General features: G+C 48.8%; 21 protein-coding genes. 4 read left to right on the plus strand and 17 right to left on the minus strand.

Annotation, left to right across the window (positions count from 1 at the left end; genetic code table 11):
* Window positions 1–1,161: a Na+/H+ antiporter NhaA gene (gene nhaA / locus AACQ93_RS14365; RefSeq protein ID WP_064605839.1), complete on the minus strand. Its 1,161-nt coding sequence runs from the start codon at window positions 1,159–1,161 to the stop codon at window positions 1–3.
* A gap of 478 nt (window positions 1,162–1,639) precedes the next feature.
* On the opposite strand from nhaA, the gene AACQ93_RS14370 reads away from it, so the two are divergent.
* Complete coding sequence (locus tag AACQ93_RS14370; protein ID WP_064605841.1) at window positions 1,640–2,782, plus strand: Na/Pi symporter; 1,143 nt, start codon at window positions 1,640–1,642, stop codon at window positions 2,780–2,782.
* A gap of 130 nt (window positions 2,783–2,912) precedes the next feature.
* Here the strand turns inward: AACQ93_RS14370 and AACQ93_RS14375 are convergent, their stop codons facing one another.
* The 5 genes from AACQ93_RS14375 to rppH all read right to left on the minus strand — a co-directional run bounded on the left by AACQ93_RS14375 (window position 2,913) and on the right by rppH (window position 8,348).
* Complete coding sequence (locus tag AACQ93_RS14375) at window positions 2,913–3,764, minus strand: thymidylate synthase (protein WP_064606731.1); 852 nt, start codon at window positions 3,762–3,764, stop codon at window positions 2,913–2,915.
* A gap of 113 nt (window positions 3,765–3,877) precedes the next feature.
* Window positions 3,878–4,684 carry a prolipoprotein diacylglyceryl transferase gene (gene lgt / locus AACQ93_RS14380; RefSeq protein WP_064605842.1) on the minus strand — a complete coding sequence of 269 codons (807 nt, stop codon included), beginning with the start codon at window positions 4,682–4,684 and terminating at the stop codon, window positions 3,878–3,880.
* Window positions 4,685–4,731: 47 nt separating this feature from the next.
* Window positions 4,732–5,535 carry a sulfite exporter TauE/SafE family protein gene (locus tag AACQ93_RS14385; RefSeq protein ID WP_064605844.1) on the minus strand — a complete coding sequence of 268 codons (804 nt, stop codon included), beginning with the start codon at window positions 5,533–5,535 and terminating at the stop codon, window positions 4,732–4,734.
* A 6-nt stretch (window positions 5,536–5,541) separates the two neighbouring features.
* Window positions 5,542–7,800, minus strand: coding sequence for a phosphoenolpyruvate--protein phosphotransferase (gene ptsP / locus AACQ93_RS14390; protein WP_064605846.1), 2,259 nt, complete (start codon window positions 7,798–7,800; stop codon window positions 5,542–5,544).
* A 26-nt stretch (window positions 7,801–7,826) separates the two neighbouring features.
* Window positions 7,827–8,348 carry an RNA pyrophosphohydrolase gene (gene rppH / locus AACQ93_RS14395; RefSeq protein ID WP_007464883.1) on the minus strand — a complete coding sequence of 174 codons (522 nt, stop codon included), beginning with the start codon at window positions 8,346–8,348 and terminating at the stop codon, window positions 7,827–7,829.
* An 841-nt stretch (window positions 8,349–9,189) separates the two neighbouring features.
* Here rppH and mutH point away from each other — a divergent pair.
* Complete coding sequence (gene mutH / locus AACQ93_RS14400) at window positions 9,190–9,858, plus strand: DNA mismatch repair endonuclease MutH (RefSeq protein ID WP_064605851.1); 669 nt, start codon at window positions 9,190–9,192, stop codon at window positions 9,856–9,858.
* Here mutH and AACQ93_RS14405 read toward each other — a convergent pair.
* Entirely contained in the window at window positions 9,853–10,155 is a 303-nt protein-coding gene (locus tag AACQ93_RS14405; RefSeq protein WP_007464887.1) for a DUF6482 family protein, read from the minus strand. The two genes, mutH and AACQ93_RS14405, sit on opposite strands and share 6 nt — an antisense overlap.
* A 187-nt stretch (window positions 10,156–10,342) precedes the next feature.
* Here AACQ93_RS14405 and AACQ93_RS14410 point away from each other — a divergent pair, with 187 nt between their 5' ends.
* Window positions 10,343–11,377: an NADP(H)-dependent aldo-keto reductase gene (locus AACQ93_RS14410; RefSeq protein ID WP_064605853.1), complete on the plus strand. Its 1,035-nt coding sequence runs from the start codon at window positions 10,343–10,345 to the stop codon at window positions 11,375–11,377.
* A 147-nt stretch (window positions 11,378–11,524) separates the two neighbouring features.
* Here AACQ93_RS14410 and AACQ93_RS14415 read toward each other — a convergent pair whose 3' ends face one another.
* The gene (locus tag AACQ93_RS14415) at window positions 11,525–11,770 is read right to left on the minus strand and encodes a DUF1127 domain-containing protein (protein ID WP_007464891.1); all 246 of its coding nucleotides are present in this window, start codon (window positions 11,768–11,770) and stop codon (window positions 11,525–11,527) included.
* A gap of 424 nt (window positions 11,771–12,194) precedes the next feature.
* Window positions 12,195–13,073 (minus strand): LysR family transcriptional regulator, encoded by an 879-nt coding sequence (locus AACQ93_RS14420; RefSeq protein WP_064605857.1) that lies wholly within the window; start codon window positions 13,071–13,073, stop codon window positions 12,195–12,197.
* A gap of 148 nt (window positions 13,074–13,221) precedes the next feature.
* Between AACQ93_RS14420 and AACQ93_RS14425 the strand changes: the two genes are divergently transcribed.
* Window positions 13,222–13,653, plus strand: a complete 432-nt coding sequence (locus AACQ93_RS14425; RefSeq protein WP_064605861.1) for a PACE efflux transporter — start codon at window positions 13,222–13,224, stop codon at window positions 13,651–13,653.
* A gap of 73 nt (window positions 13,654–13,726) precedes the next feature.
* On the opposite strand, the gene AACQ93_RS14430 is transcribed toward AACQ93_RS14425, so the two are convergent.
* From AACQ93_RS14430 to xerD, 8 genes are all read right to left on the minus strand, one after another.
* On the minus strand, window positions 13,727–15,061 hold the full coding sequence (locus tag AACQ93_RS14430) for a sigma-54-dependent transcriptional regulator (RefSeq protein ID WP_064605864.1): 1,335 nt from the start codon (window positions 15,059–15,061) through the stop codon (window positions 13,727–13,729).
* Window positions 15,062–15,312: 251 nt separating this feature from the next.
* Window positions 15,313–16,587: a dicarboxylate/amino acid:cation symporter gene (locus AACQ93_RS14435; RefSeq protein WP_064605866.1), complete on the minus strand. Its 1,275-nt coding sequence runs from the start codon at window positions 16,585–16,587 to the stop codon at window positions 15,313–15,315.
* Between the two features lie 418 nt (window positions 16,588–17,005).
* On the minus strand, window positions 17,006–17,416 hold the full coding sequence (locus AACQ93_RS14440) for a hypothetical protein (RefSeq protein WP_064605868.1): 411 nt from the start codon (window positions 17,414–17,416) through the stop codon (window positions 17,006–17,008).
* Between the two features lie 203 nt (window positions 17,417–17,619).
* The gene (gene lysS, locus AACQ93_RS14445; RefSeq protein ID WP_007464903.1) at window positions 17,620–19,125 is read right to left on the minus strand and encodes a lysine--tRNA ligase; all 1,506 of its coding nucleotides are present in this window, start codon (window positions 19,123–19,125) and stop codon (window positions 17,620–17,622) included.
* Window positions 19,126–19,156: 31 nt separating this feature from the next.
* A protein-coding gene (gene prfB, locus AACQ93_RS14450; protein WP_157097576.1) for a peptide chain release factor 2 occupies window positions 19,157–20,255 on the minus strand; the annotation gives its coding sequence in 2 pieces (ribosomal slippage) (window positions 19,157–20,179 and window positions 20,181–20,255; 1,098 coding nt in all).
* Window positions 20,256–20,510: 255 nt separating this feature from the next.
* Window positions 20,511–22,235, minus strand: a complete 1,725-nt coding sequence (gene recJ / locus AACQ93_RS14455) for a single-stranded-DNA-specific exonuclease RecJ (protein ID WP_064605869.1) — start codon at window positions 22,233–22,235, stop codon at window positions 20,511–20,513.
* A gap of 183 nt (window positions 22,236–22,418) precedes the next feature.
* The gene (gene dsbC / locus AACQ93_RS14460; protein ID WP_064605870.1) at window positions 22,419–23,150 is read right to left on the minus strand and encodes a bifunctional protein-disulfide isomerase/oxidoreductase DsbC; all 732 of its coding nucleotides are present in this window, start codon (window positions 23,148–23,150) and stop codon (window positions 22,419–22,421) included.
* A gap of 241 nt (window positions 23,151–23,391) precedes the next feature.
* Entirely contained in the window at window positions 23,392–24,288 is an 897-nt protein-coding gene (gene xerD, locus AACQ93_RS14465; RefSeq protein WP_007464911.1) for a site-specific tyrosine recombinase XerD, read from the minus strand.
* Window positions 24,289–24,414 lie beyond the last annotated feature (126 nt).

Genomic DNA, 24,414 nt, shown 5'->3' on the forward strand with positions numbered 1-24,414 from the left:
TTACGCCTCCGTTTTAGGCAAGGTACGACTTAACATGAAGTACCCTGTTAACGCTGCAACCGTAGAGCCCAGCAGAATTCCCAGACGCGAATAAGTGCTGAAGTCCTCTGGCGCGCCGACAAAAGCCAGCGAAGAGATGAAGATGGACATCGTAAAGCCGATACCACACAGCACGGATACAGCAAAAATATGGGTAAAGCCAACACCGTCAGGCAACTTCGCCAGACCGGTTTTCACAGCCATGAAGCTTGCTGTAAAGATCCCCAACGGCTTACCGATCAACAGACCAAGGGCAATACCCAGCGGTAACATGGATGTCAGGCCCGACAGAGACACGCCATCCAATGAAATACCTGCGTTAGCAAACGCGAACAGCGGCAGAATCATGAATGCAACATACGGGTGCAGAGCGTGCTCCATATGCTTCAGTGGTGACGCATGTTCTGAGCGATCACCGTCTTTGCCAGCCAGCGGAATAGCAAAGCCAAGTACCACACCAGCTAATGTCGCATGAACACCGGATTTCAGTACGCTAATCCACAAAATCGCACCCACTGCCAAGTACCAAGAAATCTTGGTTACATTCTTCGCATTCATCACGAATAGTGCAGCCGTTGCGGCAAACGCGATAGCCAGTGCCAGTGTTGACAGATCACTGCTGTAGAACAGAGCAATAATCACAATAACACCCAGGTCATCAATAATTGCCAGCGCCAACAGGAATACTTTCAGTGATACCGGAACGCGGGTGCCTAGCAGAGCCATAATACCCAAAGCAAACGCGATATCTGTTGCTGCCGGGATCGCCCAGCCTTTTACTGCCATCGGATCGGCAAAGTTAAACAGCGTGTAAACCAGCGCCGGGGCAATCATGCCGCCAATCGCTGCGATAGCCGGGAAGATCGCTTTTTCTTTAGTATTCAGCGCACCTTCAATCAGCTCTCGTTTTACTTCCAGACCAATCAGCAGGAAGAAAATCGCCATCAGGCCGTCGTTAATCCAGTGAACAACAGACAGACCAGCAACATATGAATGCAGGGTACCGTTATACAGCGGTTCCAGTGGCGAGTTCGCAATAATCATCGCGATCGCTGCGGCAATGATCAGGATAATTCCGCCTGCAGACTCCATTTTGAGAAAATTACGAATTGCTTCGGCCATCGACCGTAACTCCTTTACATGAAACTAATGTCACAACAAAAATGTAAAATTAGTTTAGACGTCACACTATGCCAGTGAAAAATCGTTTGTTTAGAGATAACACCTCGAAAAAACCGAACTATTCTCCCTCATACAAAGTAATATCCGCAAATTACTTATATAACTATCAGAATTAGTGACAATTCCCAGATTTTGAACAAACTCACATTGTAATCGCTCTTCAAACTAAAAAAACCCAATCTAAGCCCATTTTCTTGCAACATTGAAAGCTGCCAAAATATAAATTTAAAAACAAACACTTAACTAACAAAGAGAGTTCAATACCACATAGAAAAACCACAGTTTTGGTCACGTTTCAGGCAGAAAATCCATTTATGACAGACAGTGTCATATTTCTGAAATATTCCAGCTCTACCATCGCCGCAGATTTCAAAAAATGAAACCCAAACGACATATTTTTGTCATGGAGAATTTGATTATGAATACCCAAGCCACTACTGCTGCGCCAATAAACAGCTCTATGCGCTGGGTCCGCTGGGCAAACCTAGCGTTCATGCTTTACGTATTACTGGTCGCTGTATCTATGGTTAGCAGCGGCTTCAAATGGTCTGTCGGTGAGCAGGCAAAAACGCTTTTTGAATTTGCATCACACCCTGTTGCCGGCCTGATGATTGGCCTGGTGGCCACCTCACTGATCCAGTCCTCCAGTACTGTTACCTCAATTATTGTAGGCCTTGTTGCCGGTGGCCTGCCTGTTGAAACAGCAATTCCTATGGTCATGGGTGCCAACATTGGTACCACTGTCACAAATACACTGGTAAGCCTGGGCCATGCTCGTTGTAAAGACGAATTTCGCCGCGCTTTTGCCAGTGCAACCGTTCACGATTTCTTCAACCTGCTTGCAGTAGCTATCTTCCTGCCGCTGGAAATGATGTTCGGAATCCTGAATAAGATCTCTTCATGGCTGGTTTCTCCTATGATGGGTGCCGGTGACATGAGCATGAAGGGCCTAAACTTCATGAAGCCGCTGACCAAGCCAGCAGTTGGACTTGTAAAAGGCCCGCTGGAAGCATTTGGCAACATGGGTGGTGTGATCCTTATCTTCATCGGTATTGCCCTGATCTTCATTGCGATTACTGCAATGGGTAAACTGATGCGCAGCCTGATGGTTGGCCGTGCCCGCGAAATTCTAAAAAGTGCTATCGGCCGCGGTCCAATGCACGGTATCGCTTCAGGTACAGTTGTAACCGTACTGGTACAGTCTTCATCGACAACAACCAGCCTGATGGTGCCACTGGTAGGTACAGGCGTTCTTAAAGTTCGTGATGTTTACCCGTTCACTCTGGGTGCAAATATCGGTACCTGTATTACCGCATTGCTGGCTGCAACAGCAATCGCTGGTGACAACGCGGCATTTGCACTACAGATTGCCCTGGTACACCTAACATTCAACATTATGGCAACCCTGCTAATCTTCGGCATCCCGCTTCTGCGTGAACTGCCTTTGAAAGCAGCGTTTTACCTGAGTGACCTGGCGTCTAAGAGCAAGATTGCTGTAGCCGGTTACCTTGGACTGGTATTTGTGGCAATTCCTGGTTCGATTCTGGCTTTCACTGCGTAAACAGCCAGTTAAAACCATCCAAAAAAAAGAAAAGCCCCGCATAGAAAATGCGGGGCTTTTTGTTGTTTAAGCTCGAAGTCGAGCTCCGATTGTTTCAGGGGTAAACATTTAATTACCCCATGCAACACTTTTAAACAGAAAAAGGGTATTTGATCGGATCGTGGTGCTGGTAACCCACTACTTCGAAGTCATCCAGAGTTACCCAGGTTTCCAGATCTTCCAGGCTCTTAATTTCAGGGTTAATGATCAGCTGTGGTGACTCAAACGGCTCACGCTTGAGCTGAACATCACGCATTAACTCCACCTGATCTTCATAGATGTGAGCATTAATGATCTTATGGTAAGCCTGACCCGGCTTCTTACCAGTGATCTGGGCCATCAGCGCCAGCAAGGTATAAACCTGAACCTGGTTAAAATTCAGCCCCAGGGGCACGTCACAAGAGCGCTGGTAGCTGGTCAGATACAATGTATCCCCCAACAGAGAAAACGTGTGGGTGTGCATACACGGACGCAGACAGCCCATATCGAACTCGCCTGGGTTATAGAAAGTCAGGATTTCACCACGATCGTCGATACCCTGACTCAGGTTATCAACAATTTTGCGCAGCTGGTCGATGGTCGAACCGTCAGGCTTCTGCCAGCTACGACCCTGTACGCCGTATACCCGTCCCATATCATCTTCACCTTTACGGTGCGGGTTATTCAGCCATGCTTCGTTATCATTGGCGTTCATGTCCCAAGTTTTGGTACCCAGGGCGCGGAAATCAGCCGCATTGTCATAGCCACGGATATAGCCCAGCAGCTCGGCAATCGCCGCTTTCCAGAAGCTCTTGCGCGTTGTAACCAGTGGGAACTGGTTGTTAGCCACATCATATGTCAAATCAGCATTGATCACTGTCAGGCAACGCTTGCCAGTTCGCTTGTTTTCAACCCATACACCCTCGTCAACAATACGCTGACAAAGGTCTAAATACTGTTTCATATTCCCACCCATAAATGACAGTGCCGAGGCACAAAATTGCGCCTGATTTTACCAGAATCGAAAAAAGGCGGCATCCGAAGATGCCGCCTTTGTGTAATCCCTAACCTATTTCATCAGGCTGTTTTGTTTTTAGCCTGAAATTTATATGCCCAAAGCATCATCAGTAAACCACCAATCACCATCGGCAGTGACAGGATCTGTCCCATACTGATCCAGCCGCCATACAGACCCAGGTGGGCATCCGGTTCGCGGAAATATTCCACAATGAAACGGAAGCAGCCGTATCCGAACAGGAACAAACCGGAAACCGCACCGGCAGGACGAGGCTTACGGATAAAGATATTCAGGATGATCAGCAGAACGACACCTTCCAGGAAGAATTCATACAACTGTGACGGGTGACGCGGCAGCGGACCACCCGTAGGGAACACCATTGCCCATGGCACATCTGTGGTTCGCCCCCACAGTTCACCATTGATAAAGTTACCCAAACGACCAACCCCCAGACCAAACGGCACCAGCGGAGCAACAAAATCCGCTACATTGAAAAATGTCCGGCCATTCTTGTGGGCATACCAGAACATAGCCGTAATCACACCGAGAAGGCCACCGTGGAACGACATACCACCGGTCCAGACCTTAAACAGGTACAACGGATTGGCAAGGAACATATCGAAGTTATAGAACAGGACATAACCGATACGCCCGCCGAGGACAACGCCAAGGAAACCGGCAAACAGCAAATCGCTGACCTGCTCACGAGTCCAGCCACTGCCTAACTTATCCGCACGGCGGTTAGCCAGCCACATGGCAAAAACGAAGCCCAGCAGATACATCAGACCATACCAGCGCACTGCCAGCGGGCCAATTTGGATCAAAACCGGGTCAATATTAGGAAATGTTAAATAACCTTGGCTCATTCAATTAATCTCAGAAAGCAGGGAAGCGAACCTCCCCTGAACAACAATTATCCCAAAAACATCTTCATACTGATAAACAGCAGGAAGACCGCAAAAATTTTCTTTAATGTCGCCGTCGGCAACCGGCTGACCAGAGCCGCACCGTAGCGAGTAGTTACCATGGATGTCATAACGATGCCAAACAATGCCGGTAAATAAACATAACCGATACTCATTGGCGGCAAGGCTTCATCTCCGACGCCGGCAACAATGAAGCCCAGCATTCCGGCAATGGCAATCATGGCACCGGACAATGAAGCGCAACCGATGGCCCGGCGCATTTCCACACCATGCCAATTCAAATATGGCACTGTCAGAGAGCCTCCGCCAATTCCGGCTAAACTGGATACCACTCCAATCACCCCTCCGCTGCAGATAGTACCAATCGGCCCCGGCATTGTGCCCTGGCGGGTGATCCGCATTGAACGCAGCATCTGCAGTGCCAGCATCAGGACAATAACGGCAAAAATCTTAGGTAAGAGTTCCGTCGGTACCAACTCTGCAATTACGCTGCCGCCGAGACCGCCGACAACCACTCCCGGTGCCAGTGACTTCACAATAGAAAAATCAACGTTACCTAATCTAAAGTGATTACGGGCCGATGAGCCAGAGGTTAAAACAATACTGGCCAACGAGGTTGCCAGCGCAATGTGCATTACCAAACTACTTTCAATTCCGGCCCTTGGCAGCAGCCATACCAGCGCAGGAACCACAACCAGACCGCCGCCAATCCCCAGCATCCCGGCCAGTAAACCAACCACGCTACCGAGCGCAAGACATATGGCAAACAGCCACAACGCATTATCAATCATTCTAACCTACTGCTTACCTGCACGAATAAATCCACCCAGTCCTCGCTGGTCTACAAATTCCGTTGCCATTTTGCGGACATCATCGGCAAAAGTCGACTGCAGAGCAGAATCTGTCAGCTGCTCCATCTCACTGACCGCAATATGACGCAAAATATACTTAATCCGGGCAACGTTGCGGGTATTCATACTCAGAGAACGGTATCCCATCCCCACCAGCAATAAGGCTCCCACAGGATCACCGGCCAGCTCACCACACACACTGACAGGCATGTCCAGTACCCGGCTGGTATCTGCAATGTGCTTAAGTGCATTCAGTACCGCAGGGTGTAATGCATCATAGACATTGGCAACCCGGGAATTGTTCCGGTCCACGGCTAATAAATATTGGGTAAGGTCGTTGCTGCCAACGGAAATAAAATCCACTTTCCCTTTCAGGGCAGGAAGCTGATAGAGAATAGACGGGACTTCAACCATGATCCCGATCTTAGGGCGCTTAAGAGTCTCTCCCTGCTCCTGTGCATACTTGGCCACTTCGGTATAAGCGCGGTCGATCAACGCCCTCGATTCATCCAGCTCCCCGATGCCTGAAATCATCGGCAACAGGATATCCATGTTTTCCAGTCCAATACTTGCCTTGAGCATCGCCCGAACCTGGATCAAAAAGATTTCCGGGTGATCCAGGGTAAAACGAATACCGCGCCAGCCGAGAAACGGGTTGTCTTCCTCAATAGCCAGATAAGGCAACGGCTTATCACCACCGATATCCAGCGTCCGCATAACCACTTTCTTGTTTCGGTAGGTCATCAAAATGGAGCGATACTGCAACGTCTGCTCTTCCTCGGAAGGAAAGCTGCGTTGTAGCAAAAATGGCACTTCAGTACGGTACAAACCTACACCGTCTACTCCGCGATTGACCGCTATACTGGTATCAGCGCTCAGGCCGGCATTAAGGTGGATGTAAATCCGCTCCTTATCCAAAGTACACGCAGCTTTACCTACCTCGCCTTCAACCGTCCGGGTCAGCTCATTTTCTTCCCGAAGCAAACGGGTGTACTCGGCCATAACATGGCGGTTCGGCTCGACCAGGAAATCCCCGAGGTAACCATCAACAATCACCTGGCTGTCATGGACTTTTTCCGGCACAAAATCAACGCCCATGATGGCCGGAATCCCTAGTGCCCGCGACAGGATAGCCGCATGAGAGTTAGCTGCACCTTCCTGAGCCACTACCGCCGCCAGCTTATCCCTGGGAATACTGGCCAGCATGGCTGCCGTCAGCTCACGGGTCAGCAACACCACAGGTTCATCCCACTGGTGCTCAATGCCTTCCTCGTTCTGAAGGAAAAATAGCAAGCGCTGACCCAGTTCTCGGATATCCTGAGCCCGCTCCTTGAGGTAGTCATCTTTCATCCGGGCAAAACGCTCGGAGTACGCTTCAACCACCTGGCGGATCGCCCACTCGGCCTGATCGCCATCCGCAATTTTGGCAAATAAATCCTTTCGCAGCATAGGATCGTTGAGCAGGTGGCTGAACAGGTCAAAAATGGCCAGCGTCTCTTTATGAAGTTCACTATCAAAACGCTTTCGCAGTCGGCGAAACTCCGCACTGGCCAGCTCAATGGCAATACTCAGCCGTTCCTGCTCTGCTTCAACATCGACACAGGATACCGGCAGCACCTGCTCCAGCCGAGGCTGGTTGTCATCCCACCAGGCCCGGGCAATTGCCACACCGGGAGAAGCGGCAGAACCGACCAGATGGAGGCCGTTGCGTTGATCCGGCCACATTCCCTGTGCTTTGGCATGAGCCAGAATGACCGCCAGCTGGGCAGCCAGTGTCACCATGAAAGATTCTTCACTTTCATCAAATTCACGGCGCTCACGTTGCTGAATAACCAGAACACCCAGCACCTGGCGCTGATGAATAATCGGCGTACCGAAAAAAGAGCCGAATGACTCTTCACCGATACCGGGAAGATGTTTGAAGTGGGGATGATGGCGGGCATCGGCGACATTAATCGGCTCTGCCCGGCTGCCGACAAGGCCGACAAGGCCTTCCTCAAAACCAAGTCTGATCTGACGGTGAGGCTTGGTCAGTCCCTGAGTAGCCATCAGCGTGTACTGTTGACGCTTATGATCGGCAATATAGACGGAGCAACACTCCGTCTTCATCGCATTACAGGTACTGACTACCAGCTGATCAAGTGCTTCCATCAGGCTCGGGGCACTTGCGACCTTCTCAACAATTTCTCTAAGCTGCGTCAGCATAATTAACCTTATCTGGGATTACTGCATTATCCTCGCTTGCCTCGGCGTTTGCCTTTACGCTCTCTTCGCTCCTTGAATGGCATCGCCATTGCAGCAAATTCCTTCAGCGCCCGCCGATAGACATCACGCTTAAAAGAGACAACCTGACGCACCGGGTACCAATAACTGACCCACCGCCAGCCATCAAATTCCGGCGTGCTGCCACGCTGCATGTTAACCTTTGACTCATCACATTCCAGGCTGAGCAAAAACCACTTTTGCTTCTGCCCGATACAAACAGGCTTAGAGTCCCACCTTACCAGGCGCTTGGGTAATTTATAACGAAGCCAATGTCGGCTTGACGCCAAAATCCGGACATCTTTTTTTGTAAGCCCTACTTCCTCATACAGTTCCCGATACATGGCTTGTTCAGGTGTTTCACCCTCATCAATACCGCCTTGCGGAAACTGCCAGGAATGTTGTCCATATCGTCGAGCCCAGAATACCTGGCCATGGCTGTTGCAGATAACTATCCCTACGTTAGGGCGGTATCCATCGCCATCAATCACTGGACGACCTCTAATATAATTCTCTATTAACAGTGATTTTTTCACAGACAATGCAATGGGTAAACAAACATTCTAATTAATAACCGTTTTTTCCTACTTAGTACTCAATTTCTGGATAACTCCACACACCTGACTAATTTATAAACAAGCAAATGAGACCCAAGCCACATTTATACACGTTTTCTGTGGATACATTTGTGAAGAAGCCCTGTCACTCCAGCTTTATGACAGAATCCCACTGATACAAAACTGTAATCAAAAGGCAAAACAACACGAAACAAAGCATTTAAAATCATAAGCTTAAAATAAATATAAATTATAATCCGCTCATTAAGACAAGATCATTTTTGTTATAAAAAACGGATCGGTCAAAGATCAACCAACACTCACTTTATCCACACCAAAAACTGTCAGCATCAGTTATCCGGCTCAAACATGTGTTTAAATATCCAACAAACACCTGGATAAATACACATATCTACTGAAAACACAATATTTACCCAAACATCCTGTGGATATCTTTGTGAAAGATCCTTACATTCTTACTTGATAACCGTATTTTCCGAGCGAAGTTGTCGCCGATTATTCATTCACGAAACCAATAAAACCTTTATTATTCAATTAGATACATGTAACACCTGCCTTTTTATGCAGCCATTCAATTATCTGACACAAAGGATCGTTCATATTTCAACCACAGCCCGCCTAATAGCAACTGAAACAGAGATAACTCGAGCCAAAGAACTGAAGCAGCGATTGGAGTACTATTATCAGCATAGAAGCGCTGTGGTAGTATGCCCGGCTCCGGCAAATATTTGTCCCAAACAGAACTTCAACCGATATGCGCCCGACTCCCCAGACAGAACAAGAACTTCTCGACCGAGCCCATGAACTGGCCGGACTGACCTTAGGCGAACTGGCCAAACAGGCAGGGATAATCCCGCCACCTAACCTGAAGCGGGATAAAGGCTGGGTCGGTCAGTTACTGGAATGGCATCTGGGTGCCGCAGCGGGCAGTAAACCGGTGCCGGACTTCATGGAGCTGGGCATTGAATTAAAGACAATCCCTATCGGTTATAACGGCAAGCCGCTCGAAACCACCTTTGTCTGTGTGGCACCACTTATCGGCTTGCAGGGGCTGAGCTGGGAAAACAGCCATATCCGCCATAAGCTGGCAAGGGTACTCTGGGTCCCGGTTGAAGGTGAGCGGGATATTCCTCTGGAGGATCGCCATGTCGGCTCTCCACTGCTTTGGAGCCCGTCTGCCGATGAGGAGCAGCAACTTCGCCAAGACTGGGAAGAACTGATGGACATGATTGTTCTCGGACAAGTAGAACAAATTACCGCAAGGCACGGTGAAGTACTGCAACTACGTCCGAAAGCCGCCAACAGCAAAGCGCTGACCGAAGCCTATGGTGCCAACGGCCAGCCGATAAAAACCCTGCCGCGAGGTTTTTACCTTAAAACCAGCTTCACCGCAGGACTGCTTGAGCGTAACTTCATCCTATAACGCAATCGTCATATCTTCCTGGCAAATGGATGGCTTGCCATCAGGTGAAAATTCATCATAAGGATCAATCACCCGTAATGTCACAGAGGTGATCCCGAGCGGCTGCAGCAATTCTTTCACCTGCTCAATCGACTGAAAATGCAGCATTTCATCATTGTCGTCCTTGAGCGGCTCAAGCTGATGCTTAAACTCCACTTCCATCAAATAATCTGAACAGCCGGCATAACTGGTCAAAATACACTTTGGGGTCTGACTATGGCTTCCCTTCAGCCAATGCTTCAACTGGGTCAGTTTCATGCTGCCTCCTGGGCTCACGAGGTTGATGCCTAGTTTGAGAACAATCAGAGTTTAACTATGTGACATATTAATAATATCAGCAAGATGCCCTTCTGAGATTCTGAATATCTCAAATTACCTTTCCATTCTTCTCAGCACGATAAAGACAGGTTATATTCGAAGTAAATCACTGGTCCAAGGAGGGCTTATGGAATACCACCGACTCCCCCATTCCTCGCTGGAAGTCAGTAAAATCTGTCTTGGTACGATGACATTCGGCGAGCAGAACAGCGAAACGGATGCCCACAGTCAACTGGATTTTGCTTTTGAGCGGGGAGTAAACTTCATCGATACCGCTGAGATGTACCCGGTCCCCCCAAAACCGGAAACTCAGGGGCTGACGGAAACCTACATCGGCAATTGGCTGAAAAAAAGCGGCAAGCGGGATAAAGTTATTCTGGCGACCAAAGTCGCAGGCCCGAGAAGCCTGCCCTATATCCGCGAAAATATGGCGCTGGATCGGCGCAATATCCATGATGCAATAGAAAACAGCCTGAACCGCCTGCAAACCGACTATATCGACCTCTACCAAATCCACTGGCCACAGCGCGAAACCAACTGCTTCGGCACACTCAACTATCCGTATAAAGATCAAAATTGCGGGATCACGATTACCGATACCCTGGAAGCACTGGCCGAACTGGTCAGGGCCGGGAAAGTCCGTTACATCGGGCTGTCAAACGAAACGCCGTGGGGAGTAATGTCATTCCTGCGCCTCGCTGATAAACACAACCTTCCTCGAGTGGTTTCAATCCAGAACCCTTACAACCTTCTTAACCGTAGCTTTGAAGTCGGTCTGTCCGAAATCAGCCACCATGAAGGCGTGGAGCTGCTGGCCTATTCGCCGCTGGCATTCGGTTCCCTGAGCGGCAAATACTTAAACGGTGCCCGTCCGGAAGGGGCTCGCTGTACTCTGTTCGAGCGCTTTTCCCGCTACTTCACACCACAAGGAGTTGCCGCAACTCAGGCTTATATCGATATCGCCAATAAACACGGTTTGGACCCGGCTCAAATGGCGCTGGCTTTCGTCAACCAACGACCTTTCGTGGCTGCCAACATCATTGGGGCTACAAGCCTGGAACAACTGGAAGCTAACATCGACAGCATCAATATTAAACTCAGCAATGAAGTCCTGTCGGATCTGGAAGAAATCGGAGCCACTTACTCCAACCCTTGCCCGTAATATTTAGAACCGGATATGACTTTTTAGCCAGCAATAAAAAGGCCCCTCACGCAAAGGGGCCGATAACAGTGCTCAGATTCACACCTCTTAAAGGAAACATGAATCTGTTTCTGCGCCTTGCTGTCGCACTAAAGCAAAGCGCCGCTGTTACGTAATCAATCGCGATTTCTGTTCTCGCCTGAGGTGACGGACAAAGCGGCTTTCCCTGCTTGATATCAAGCTACTGGCAATTCGCTGATCTTTTCCCACACCGATATCTGTCAACAAGTGATCGGATAAATGCGGCAGGTGCAACCGGATGCGACGGTGCTCACGACGCCAGGCGGCATCTTCCCGCTGAACATCAAGGCGAACTAATAAAACTGCGATACGTAAATAGAATGACTGGCGCATAATCGTGCTCTCCATATAAAAAATAAAGAGGGACACAGATACAGCTGTCACAGGCTGACTACTTAGACTTGCCGCGACAGATATCCGCGGCCCGTTTATAACAGTATTAACTGTCAGTGATTGGTGTATTGAAAGACATCACCAGCAGGACGCGTACATTTCAAACGATGATTTGTCATGATTAGCTCCTCCCAGCAATAAAAATGAGTGGTAAAAAACGCCTTAATTTTAAACAGATAGATGAATAAAACAAGCATATCAGTGCACTAAAAAGCATAAAGCAAGATTATGCTGCATGATGTGGTTTCAACGCCCAGATCCCTCTTTAACTACCGAGTACACCCTTTATTCCGCAGAATAAAACAATGGATTACTATTTCGCTTCATGGTGGAAGAATAATGCCTGAAAGCCTTACACCATGATTCACAACCGGATTTCTCTCAGCAACTTAAGTAGTTCCCGTGACGCTGGCCCCATCGGATGCTGGGTCGACCAGGCAATATCCACCCCCTGTCGCCAGGGCTGGCTTTCAAAATCCAGAGCCAGTTGTATCAGAACGCCGGATTCAATTACATCACGCACCATTTCTGCCGGCAATGCAGCCCAGCCAATGCCACTGCTAACCAACTGCATTGCTGAAATCGCATTTTCTGTCTGCCATACCGCATCTGACACCCGCCAGCGTTGCTGATCCTGTCCGTAACGGCCGGTCACCAAGATCTGCCGGGATTGCTGCAAGTCCTGCCATTTCGGCTTGGAGACATTAGCAAGAGGATGACAAGCCGCCGCAATACACCACATTTCTAACGTACCGATACCATGCACTTCGATTCCGGGTTGAAGCGCCTCCATCTGTAACATAACCGCGATTTGGGCTCGTCCTTCTCTTACCAGCTTCAGAACGTCACCTTCACCAGCGCTGAGAATTTCAACTTCAACCTGAGGGTAAGCCGCTTCAAACAACTTCAGCTGATCGGCCATCGTCTGGGTCATGGCCATCGACTCCACCGCCAAAGTTACTTTTTGTTCTACGCCCATCTGAAAGCTGTCTGCCGCAGCCAGCAAAATCCCGCATTCATCCAAAATCCGTTTTGCTTTTACCAGCAACACTTTTCCATTCGGGGTCAGCAAAGGTGTTCGACCGCTTCGATCAAATAATTCCTGATTTAAATCTGCTTCCAGGTTCGCTACCGCGGTACTGACGACCGACTGAGCTTTCCCAAGCCGCCGGGCACCAGCAGAAAATGAGCCCGCTTCCGCCGATGCGACAAAAGCTTCAAGTTGTTCCATCGAAAATCGCATCCGGCTCTCCCTCTTATTTCTTTGCTGGGCATCCAAATCTATCTACATAAGCGATAGTATCTAACTTAATAATATCAAATATACCGTTAGAATTAACGCATATCCCAAGCTCAGCTTGACTCAATTTCTATATCACGGGAAAACAATTATGCGTTCAACTCTGGACAGAATCCGCCATGCCATCGGTTTTGAACTGATTGCGCTCGTTCTGATTATCGTCGTACTCAGCCAGTTGTTTGGCTTCGAAGCCCACAAAGTCGGGGCTCTGGGAATTGCTTTTTCACTGTTTGCTACAGGCTGGAACTTTGTCTATAACTTACTGTTTGACAAAGCGATGATGAAATACATCGGCCAACTGGAAAAGCAGGCTAAACACAGGATCATCCACGCCATCCTGTTTGAACTCAGCCTACTGTGGATTACCCTGCCGGTAATTGCCTGGTGGCTGAATATTAGTCTGCTGGACGCCTTTATCATGGATATCGGGCTTGTGGTGTTCTACCTTTTTTACACCTACGGTTACAATCTGGCGTATGACAAGGTATTCCCGATTCCGGCCGGTACAACTTCTCAAGCCTGATCGCAACGTCGAACCAACACTAAAAAACATAAAAAGCATGCACAAAAAAGCGCCTTACGGCGCTTTTTTTTCTTTACCCCTGACGGAAGTGCCGGGGGGGCGGCACCAAATCGTGCTTATTCAGCAGGCGATACATTGTAGCGCGCGACACGCCCAGTTCTCTGGCAGCAGCCGAAATCTGGCCCTTATTATTCTCCAGTACTGTCAACAAAGCGCTGCGCTCAGACTCTTCCCGAATCTTCTTCAGGCTCTGCTTATCATCACACAAACGAGGAAGATCAAAATGCTCAGCATCGATAACCCTGGTTTCTGCCAGCAAAATAGCGCGCTTAATCTGACCAATCAACTCTCGCACATTGCCCGGCCACGGGTAATGCAGCAGCAGCTTACAAGCATCTTCAGAAAAAGATTTTGCCATACTGTTATACTGCCGGGAAAACTTCAGCAATAAGTACTCGGCCAGTAACAAAATATCCTCTCCTCGCTCACGCAGAGGCGGAACCGTAAGGCCCAGAACATTAAGGCGATAATAGAGTTCTTCCCGTATCTTGCCGCTGGCAAGCAACTCCTCCAGCGGATAACGGGTTGATACTATCAGCCTGACATCGGACTTAACCAGGCTGTCATCTGCATTAGTAAAGCACCCGTCCTGAAGAAAACGGGATAATTCCTGCTGCCGCTCATCGCTGAGCTGAGAGATTTCATCCAGATACAAAACACCTTTATCAGCCTGCTCAAAATAACACAGCTCAGAGCCGACATTATCATCAGCCATCGTCCAGGTATCATTCACTGCATCACAACTGACAGTGACAAACGCCGCTTTAGCCCTCGTTGATGCCTGATAGATAGCCTGAGCGACAAGCTCTTTACCTGTCCCGATTTCGCCTTGAACGAAAATCGGCATATCCGCTGCCGCCATCCGTGTTACCTGATGGCGCAATTTTTTCATCGCTGCTGCATTTCCCTGAAGGCCATGCTGACCAAAGTTACCCAAATCTGGCCATACCTTGCGCTCAAGCTGCAGCATCCCAAGCTGATGCCCGATCGTTTTAAGTAACTGAGACTCCGGCACCGGTGAAGTAAAATAGTCAATGCAGAAACTCACAATGAACTGGCAAATCGTCTCTGTATTGAGTTGATTCTCTCGAACCAGGGCTAACCAGCGAGCCTGCTTATTTCGGTTCACCAGACCGGCGATCCCGTTAAGGCTAAAGTCATCCTGAGTTAAATCTACAACACCGACACAAGGTCCTACTTCCAACAACAGTGACTCGGCAGTACGGAGATCATAACAACGGTGACAAATCCAGCCTGCTTTCTCCAATGTTGCGATCCAGGGGATCTGACTTCCCCCCAGTACAATGAGTGTTCCCAGGGCTGAAGCGCGTTTTATTTCTGTCTTCATCCTTTACCGCCTTTCCATCTGCCAGTACAAATCACTGATATCGTTAGTCATAAGTTCAACCGTTAAAAAATCAGGATTTGCAAAAAATACATACAGATAAAATCCCGAACCTTAATGATAAAATGCTCGGCAAAACAAATGCAACCTGTTTACTATTATAATCAATATACAAAGAAAGATTTCATCTAAATTATCGCCCCCAAACGCAAAAAGCGCCCGAAGGCGCTTTTTTCTCATCGTCTGATTGCGAGTTAACTCACTGTTACAGTCTCCGGACGCACTTCCGTATCTTCCACACCAATTTCATTTTCACTCTTAGCAACAATGGTATTTACAGCTGTGTCACCGACAACATTCGAGCTGGTACAGAACATGTCATTGATTCGGTCAACCGCTGCAATAATTGCCAGACCTTCTGCAGGCAGACCCAGTTGGTGAAGCAGTACACCTACCATCACCACACCACCACCCGGAACACCACCTGCACCGATAGACAGCAGCAGGATAGTCAGACCCAGAGTAAACAGGTCAGAAGTGTTAATTGGCTGCCCAAAAGCGTTAGCGACGAAGATAGTTGCCAGCGCAATATAGATAGATACGCCTGACATGTTCATGGTTGCGCCCAGTGGTACCCCGAAACCGGCAACAGACTTAGACACTCCAATCTTATCGGTCAGGGTACGCATGGTTACCGGAATGGTTGCGTTAGAACTTGCCGTCGACAGCGAGAACAGAACCTGCTCACGGGTATTACGCAGGAACTGCGACGGTTTGATACCGGTAGTCAGGCCCACAACCATCGGGTAGAAGAAGAAAATCCAGAACACCAGCATTGCTACCACCAGCGCCACATAACCGGCAACTGACATCAGGGTGTTCGCATCCAGAGTAGCACCCAGCTGAATCATCAGGGCAAATACACCGTATGGTGCCAGGCTCATAACAAGGCCAACCAGCTTCATCATGATTTCGTTAGCCATCTTGAAAGTCTTGATTGCCGGGCCACCACGGCTATCCAGAGCCTGAATTGCCAGACCGGTCAGAATCGCCATAAAGATGATTTGCAACATATCACCATTAGCAAACGCCTGGATCGGGTTACTTGGAACAATGTTGACGATCAGCGAGAAAATATCAGGCGTTTCTGTCGTCGTCAGCTCAACGGCTTCAGAAACGGTTCCGGCCAGATTAGCACCGGCACCCGGCTGGAAAATCATGCCCACGGTCAGCGCGGCTGTGATCGCAATGATGGTGTTAATAATGTAGAGACCAAAGGTTTTGCCACCTAAGCGACCAAATGCCGTAATATCTTTCAGCTCGACGATACCGCAAACAATCGAGACATAGACCAGCGGCACAACAAGCAGTTTGATCAGAGATACAAACATACCACCGGCACCTTCTGCCAGTCCGAGCACATAGGTATCCATCAGTGTCACGCCGTTAAACAGATACTGGATCGCAGTACCTATAATCAGACCCGCAAACAGGCCAGCAAAAATTTTTCCTGATAGCGATTTCTTCATCGTCCATCTCCAGTCGGTTGTGCTATTAACATTTCCATTTACATCCTGTTCCCACTGTAACCCGTGGGTTAGGCGACATTTTACACAGATGACTTCGACTGGAAAGAATAAATTTTACATTTTAGATACAATTTAAGCACAAAATTAAACACCACTCTATAAGACAAGTTACAGCAAAAGAAACTAATTTATTTATCTATCTGTCACTTACCGACGGTGTTTAATGCAGGATTCAAGCAGAATATTATTCTGTTTATAACAAAAGGAATTCCTAATAACGTGAATCAGATCACAGGCATAAATTCACTATAGGAATTAAAGGTGATTAATTTCCACTATCGGAAATATCAGTAAGGAAGGGAAAACTCTTCTCTTGCCGTAAAAACAGAAGATGACAACAAGAGAAGATAGTCAGAAATTAACCTTGGTTCAGGTCAATACAAGTTTTATCAGTAACGACATCTGTAACAAAACCGCCATTACCGACGTACCAGTAACGCACCCCAAGTCCTTGTTCCAATTCATGGTCAAACTCATTACAAACATACGGGAACAAGTCTTTCTCAACTTCTGATTTATGCACATTCCAATACCATCTTGGATTTGGCAAACGATAAAGAACTGTTAACAAAGAGCGCTCTTGATCAAACTGAAAATTCTGCATACCCCCTCGAAAGGGACGAGAAGGAGCATCATTAAACTTCATAAATTCTGCTTTGTACTCATCAGAAAGGCTACCGACAAAGTCTGTTGGAGGTGGAACTAATTGAGTAGACATACAGCCACTGAGTAATGCAACTGACGCAAACGGCAATAAAAATTTTTTCATGACAGTCCTGCTAATTATTGTTTTTACCGTTGATATTCAACCAACGAATTTTATCTAACAACAGGCACATGCATCATTTTGCTACCAGCCATTGTGATCACCATCACGTATTATATGCTACTGATTTAAAATTGATTTATCACTTCACACAAAAAAGCCACCCGGTTGGGTGGCTTTTTGATAATGGTATAACTAATTTTTAGTTATTTAGCCTGTGGGCGCATTGCCGGGAACAGGATCACGTCACGGATAGTGTGCGTGTTAGTAAACAGCATTACCAGACGGTCGATACCGATACCTTGGCCCGCTGTTGGTGGCAGGCCGTGCTCAAGAGCTGTGATGTAATCCGCATCGTAGTACATTGCTTCATCATCACCAGCATCTTTCGCTTCAACCTGAGCTTTGAAACGCTCGTCCTGGTCCTGTGCATCGTTAAGCTCTGAGAAGCCGTTTGCCACTTCACGACCACCGATGAAGAATTCAAAACGGTCAGTAATGAATGGGTTTTCATCGTTACGACGAGCCAGTGGAGAGATATCCGCAGGGTACTCAGTAATGAAAGTAGGCTGGATCAGTTTAGGCTCAGCCGTTTCACCGAATACTTCTTCCAGGATCTGACCACAAGTCCAGAAGCTCTCGACAGCAATGCTCAGAGACTCTGCAAGGTTGCGCATGAAGTTGATGTCACGAACTTCGTCGTAAGTCATCTTCTGGATAGTTTCGTTATCCGGGTTGTACTTCTTGATCGCGTCCAGCATGCTCAGGCGTGGGTATGGGCCACCGAAGTCAACCATTTCATCGCCGTATGGCAGCTTAGCCGAACCGCAAAGATCCTGAGCGATGCTGCTTAGCATCTCTTCTGTCAGATCCATCAGGTCACGGTAATCAGCGTACGCCATGTAGAATTCCATCATAGTGAATTCAGGGTTGTGGCGAGGAGACAGACCTTCGTTACGGAAGTTACGGTTGATTTCGAATACACGCTCAAAACCACCAACAACCAGACGCTTCAGGTAAAGCTCAGGCGCAACACGCAGGTACATGTCGATGTCTAGAGCATTGTGGTGAGTGATGAACGGACGAGCCGTTGCACCGCCAGGGATCACGTGCATCATTGGCGTTTCAACTTCCATGAAACCTTTGGTTGTCATGAAGTCACGGATAGCGCTAACCACTTTAGAACGCATCATCATCGCATTGCGAGAATCTTCGTTCACAATCAGGTCAACGTAACGCTGACGGTAGCGCATTTCCTGGTCAGTCAGACCGTGGAATTTTTCAGGAAGCGGACGAAGTGCTTTAGTCAGCAGCTCGTACTCATCCATGTTCACGTAAAGATCGCCTTTACCTGACTTATGAAGCGCACCTTTAACACCGATGATGTCACCGATATCCAGACCAGCGTATTTGTCTTTTAGTTCTTTCTGAACATCTTTAGAAGCGTATGCCTGAATGCGGCCAGATACGTCCTGGATTGCCAGGAAAGGACCACGCTTAGCCATGATACGACCAGCGATAGCAACTACGTTACCGGCTTCTTCAAGTTCTTCTTTAGATAACTCGCCGAATTTAGCCTGCAGATCTGCCGCTAGGCTATCGCGACGGAAATCGTTCGGGTGGCCGTTTGCCTTGCACTTCTCGCGAATCATATCCAGTTTCGCGCGGCGCTCAGCAATCAGCTTATTCTCATCTTGTAATTGATCAGTCATGGGTTACCCTTAAATTTTTAACCGGAATCGGTTACAGACCTGATTTCAGGCTGGCTTCAATAAAACGGTCTAAATCGCCGTCTAGTACTGCTTGGGTGTTACGGTTTTCCACCCCGGTACGTAAATCTTTAATGCGAGAGTCATCCAGAACGTATGAACGGATCTGGCTACCCCAGCCAATGTCAGACTTGGCGTCTTCGTTAGCCTGCTTCTCGGCATTTTGTTTTTGCATCTCAAGCTCGAACAGTTTTGCTTTCAACTGCTTCATTGCCTGATCTTTGTTCTTATGCTGAGAACGGTCATTCTGACACTGCACCACGGTGTTAGTCGGTAAGTGAGTAATACGTACCGCAGATTCCGTGGTGTTTACGTGCTGACCACCCGCGCCTGACGCACGGTATACGTCAATACGCAGATCAGAAGGGTTAATATCGATGTCGATATTGTCATCCACTTCCGGATAGATAAACGCAGAAGCAAACGAAGTATGACGTCGGCCACCTGAATCGAACGGTGATTTACGAACCAGACGGTGTACACCAGTCTCGGTACGCAGCCAGCCGTAAGCATACTCACCGCTGATACGGACAGTTGCTGATTTAAGGCCTGCTACTTCACCTTCAGAGACTTCAATCACTTCGGTCTTGAAGCCCTTGGCTTCAGCCCAGCGAAGGTACATACGCAGCATCATCGAAGTCCAGTCCTGGGCTTCGGTACCACCAGAGCCCGCCTGAAGATCGATATAACAGTCTGACTCATCGTGGTCACCGGAGAACATGCGGCGGAATTCAAGCTTCTCAAGCTTGGTTTCCAGCTCAGCCAGTTCCGGTTCGATCTCGTCAAACGTTTCCTGATCGTTTTCTTCAATCGCCAGCTCAAGCAGACCATCAACGTCTTCAACGCCCTGATCCAACTGGTCGATTGTATCTACCACAGCCTCAAGGGCTGCGCGTTCTTTACCCAGAGCCTGAGCACGTTCCGGCTCGTTCCATACATCTGGTTGCTCTAGTTCTGCATTTACCTCTTCTAGACGCTCTTTCTTAGCATCGTAGTCAAAGGTACCCCCTAAGGACATCAGTACGCGCTGATACATCCTCAAGTCGGTTTTTAATAGGATTAATCTCGAACATTGCCGCTCTTCATAGCTGAAATGGACATAACCGGTGGATTCTATCGAATTGTAGATAGAATATACAGAGGGGAAGAAAGGTTATCGGTGATTTTATTATTCCATCCCGATCATATAAACAGTCTTGTCACCATCTTGAAATAATTTAGTTACTGTCTCAGGCTTCAGCCGCATTTCATCCCGGCCACCCCAGAGACTAACACAGACAACAACGGGGCCTACCTGCCCCGCTGCTTGTAACTCAATGGAATCACGCTTAAAGCGCCTCGATATACTCAACCAACAGTTGAGCACTACAGTTACCACGGTATTCATTTACATCCAACCGGTAGGCTAACTGTACCTGCTGAACTGAAGCATCCGGCCAGCGACGCAAATCAACATTAAAGGCAATGCCATCAATCACGCTACCACCGCAGATTGGCTCCAGCATCATCTTCAGGTGCTTACCGCCCACCAGCTTCTGATGCAAAAGGCGGAATCGGCCGTCAAACATCGGCTCAGGGAACTGCTGCCCCCACGGGCCACCAGCGCGCAGCACCTCGGCCGTCTGCAAGTTTAGCTCATGAGCCCCCAGTTCTCCATCTGTCAGCAGAACGCCTTTGAGCGCATCTTCATCCAGCTCATCGCGCACCGCCAGATCAAACGCCTGAGTAAATGCCGACAGCTTGTCTTCCGGTATCGTCAGACCCGCCGCCATTGCGTGACCACCGAATTTGCTAATCATTCCCGGATTCTGGGTATCAATAACATCCAGGACATCACGCATATGCAGGCCGGGAATCGAACGGCATGATCCTTTGATTTCACCGTTCCCGGCATCAGCAAAAGCAATAACCGGGCGGTGGTACATCTCTTTGATCCGGGACGCCAGGATCCCAATCACGCCCTGGTGCCAGTCTCGCTGGAACAGCGCCAGGCCATAAGGCATATCCTGCTGATTGAACTTAAGGCGTTCGCAGATAGCCATGGCTTCTTCTTTCATGCCCTGCTCAATTTCCTTGCGGGTCTGGTTTAAGGCGTCCAGCTCCGAAGCCATCCGGCGGGCAGCCTGAATGTTGTCACACAACAACAGCTCAACCCCGAACGACATATCATCCAAACGTCCGGCAGCGTTAATACGCGGGCCAAGCGCAAAGCCCAAATCAGTCGATACCAATCGGGCCGGATCACGGTTCGCCACTTCAATCAGGGCACGAATACCCGGACGACACTTCCCGGCACGGATCCGCTGCAACCCCTGATGAACCAGAATTCGGTTATTGCCGTCCAGAGCCACGACATCGGCGACAGTGCCAAGTGCCACCAAATCAAGCAATTCAGCAAGGTTTGGCTCAGCTAGCCCCTGATTTTCAAACCAGTCGTTTTTGCGCAATTCAGCGCGAAGCGCCAGCATCAGATAGAAAGCCACCCCGACACCACACAGGGACTTCGACGGAAACTCACACTCATGCAGGTTCGGGTTAACAATTGCATCGGCCAGCGGTAGCTGATCACCCGGCAAGTGATGGTCGGTAACCAACACCTGCATCCCCTTTTCCTTAGCCGCCGCCACACCGGCGATCGATGACACACCGTTATCCACAGTCATGATCAATTCAGCTCCGCGCTCTTCAGCCTGCTCAACCACTTCCGGACTCAGGCCATAACCGTCATCAAAACGGTTAGGTACCAGGTAATCAACATTGCGGCAACCCAGCATCCTTAACGCCAGCACCGACAATGCCGAGCTGGTTGCCCCGTCGGCATCGAAATCACCGACAACAATGATCCGCCGATTGTCAGCCAGCGCTGAAGCCAGTAACTGCACCGCCGCCTCAATGCCATGGAGCCGGTTAAAGCCCAGCATGCCACGGACACCCCGCTCTAATTCTGCATCGGAAGCCAGGCCACGGCTGGCATAAATTCGCTTGAGCAACGGATGAACCGCATCGGAAAAGCCGGTGATATCGGCCTGTGGACGACGTTTAATTTCAATCATATAGGCTATTTTTATGCTGAGTTGTTGAGTCTTTTGCGCTGTTAGAATCGGACAATTATATACCCAAGTCACCACAAGATGCTTGTTCAGCGAGAACTTTTAATCTCGCGGCGATATAAAAAACCCGGTGTCGTTATCCGGCACCGGGTCTTAAATTCAGTATCGTTAACAGCAGTATCAGAATTAGCTGTTGTCGTTACGGCTGTCGAGCATTTTACGCAGCATTGGTGCCGGCTGATAACCTGGCAGCATAGTGCCGTCTTCCAGAATCATGGCCGGAGTACCACTCACGCCCATTGCCACACCCAGCTGATAGTGCTTGCGAACCACATCCGGACGCTGAGGAATATCGCTAGGGTCGAAATGACCATTCTTGGCATCATCCATTGCTTTGGCCATGTCTTTAGCCCCCCAGATAGCACTCATTTCGCTGAAGTTACGCGAACGTTCACCACCACGCGGGAAAGCAAGGTAACGAATAGTGATACCGGCATCGTTATACGCCTTCATTTCATTGTGCAGCTTACGGCAATAACCACAGCTGGTATCCGTAAAGACAGTAACCACGTACTTCTCGTCTTTCGCCGGATAGACAATCATTTCGCTTTCCAGGCCTTTTAGCTTATCTTTATTCAGCTTGGCCATTTTCTGCTCGGTCAGGTTAACCGGCTTAGCGCCGTCATTCTTGTAGAGATGACCGGCAATGAAATAGCTGCCATCATCGGAAACATACATAATGCCGCGGTCAGTTACCACTTCATTCAGTCCCGCCAGCGGTGACGGAGTAATGGAGTTCGGAACCAGTCCCAATCCACCAAGTTTCGCCTTGATAGCAGCATCATCAGGCGCAGCCGCTGCTGTAAACGCCGTCATGGCGACTGCGGAGGCAAGTAAGGTACGACCAAAAAAGTGCATTCGACTATTTCCTTTCAGCAAAATTTAGATAATTACTAAGACCTGTAAGAGTCCGAAAAACTTTCAGAGTTCAATAACAGAACCAACAAGCTACCAAGCGATAGGCAATAAACGTCGGCTCCGGGCTCTGTATTTTAATAACGAATAAGCAACCAGTATAACTGATTTCCCGACTCTTTTCTCAGCATGAAACTTATGCTCCGACGCGAAGCAGGTTTCCTGCATGAAGATCTCATTCGCTTCAGGCTCTCGGGTGGTGTTTCTCATGCAGCTGTTTCAGGCGCTCGGTTGCCACGTGGGTATAAATCTGGGTTGTCGACAAATCACTGTGGCCCAGCAACATCTGAACCACCCTCAAGTCTGCACCGTAATTCAGCAGGTGAGTAGCAAAGGCGTGGCGCATTACGTGCGGCGACAATTTCTCCTGATCGATACCGGCCAGCACTGCATAGTGCTTTATCCGATGCCAGAAAGTCTGCCGGGTCATCTGCTTGGCCCGCTTGCTGGGAAACACAACATCCGAGCTTTTCTCACCCAACAGTTGTGGACGCCCGACTTCAAGGAACTGCTCAATCCAATCGACCGCATTTTCCCCCATCGGCACCAGGCGCTCTTTATCACCTTTACCGGTTACCCGCACAACCCCCTGACGAAGGCTAACGTTTTCCATCGTCAGACTGACCAACTCAGTAACACGCAGCCCGGTCGCATAAAGCAGCTCCAGCATGGCTTTATCACGCAGCTCAATCGGATCATTGGGATCCGGGGCATCAAGCAAGGCATCCACCTGTTCTTCGCTGATATCTTTAGGCAGCCGCTTAGGCAGCTTAGGCGTCACCAGCATGGCACTCGGGTCATCCTCACGGATTTTTTCCCGGTACAGATACTGATAAAGCCTGCGGATCGCCGACACCATACGGGCACGAGAGGTTTGCTTATAGTCTGCATCAAACAACCACTGCTGGTAGCGCTGCAAATCATCTACCGAGGCCGTGGCCAGGCTAAGTTTTTCCTGTTCGATCCAGTCACACAATTTCCTGAGATCATTACGGTAAGAAGTCAGGGTATTATCAGACAGCCCCCGCTCCATCCACATTGCATCAAGAAACCGCTCAATGATCACTTCATCGTTTTCCACAACAACCTCTGGGCAACAAACACATGGATAAATACACAGTAGTTCTGCCCATAGTAGTCGATTTAGTGCTAAAAGTAACTGACCAATTGATCATTTCCCTACATAGCGTTTTCCAGATAACTCTCC

Source organism: Photobacterium sp. J15, assembly GCF_963870815.1.
Taxonomy (GTDB): domain Bacteria; phylum Pseudomonadota; class Gammaproteobacteria; order Enterobacterales; family Vibrionaceae; genus Photobacterium; species Photobacterium marinum.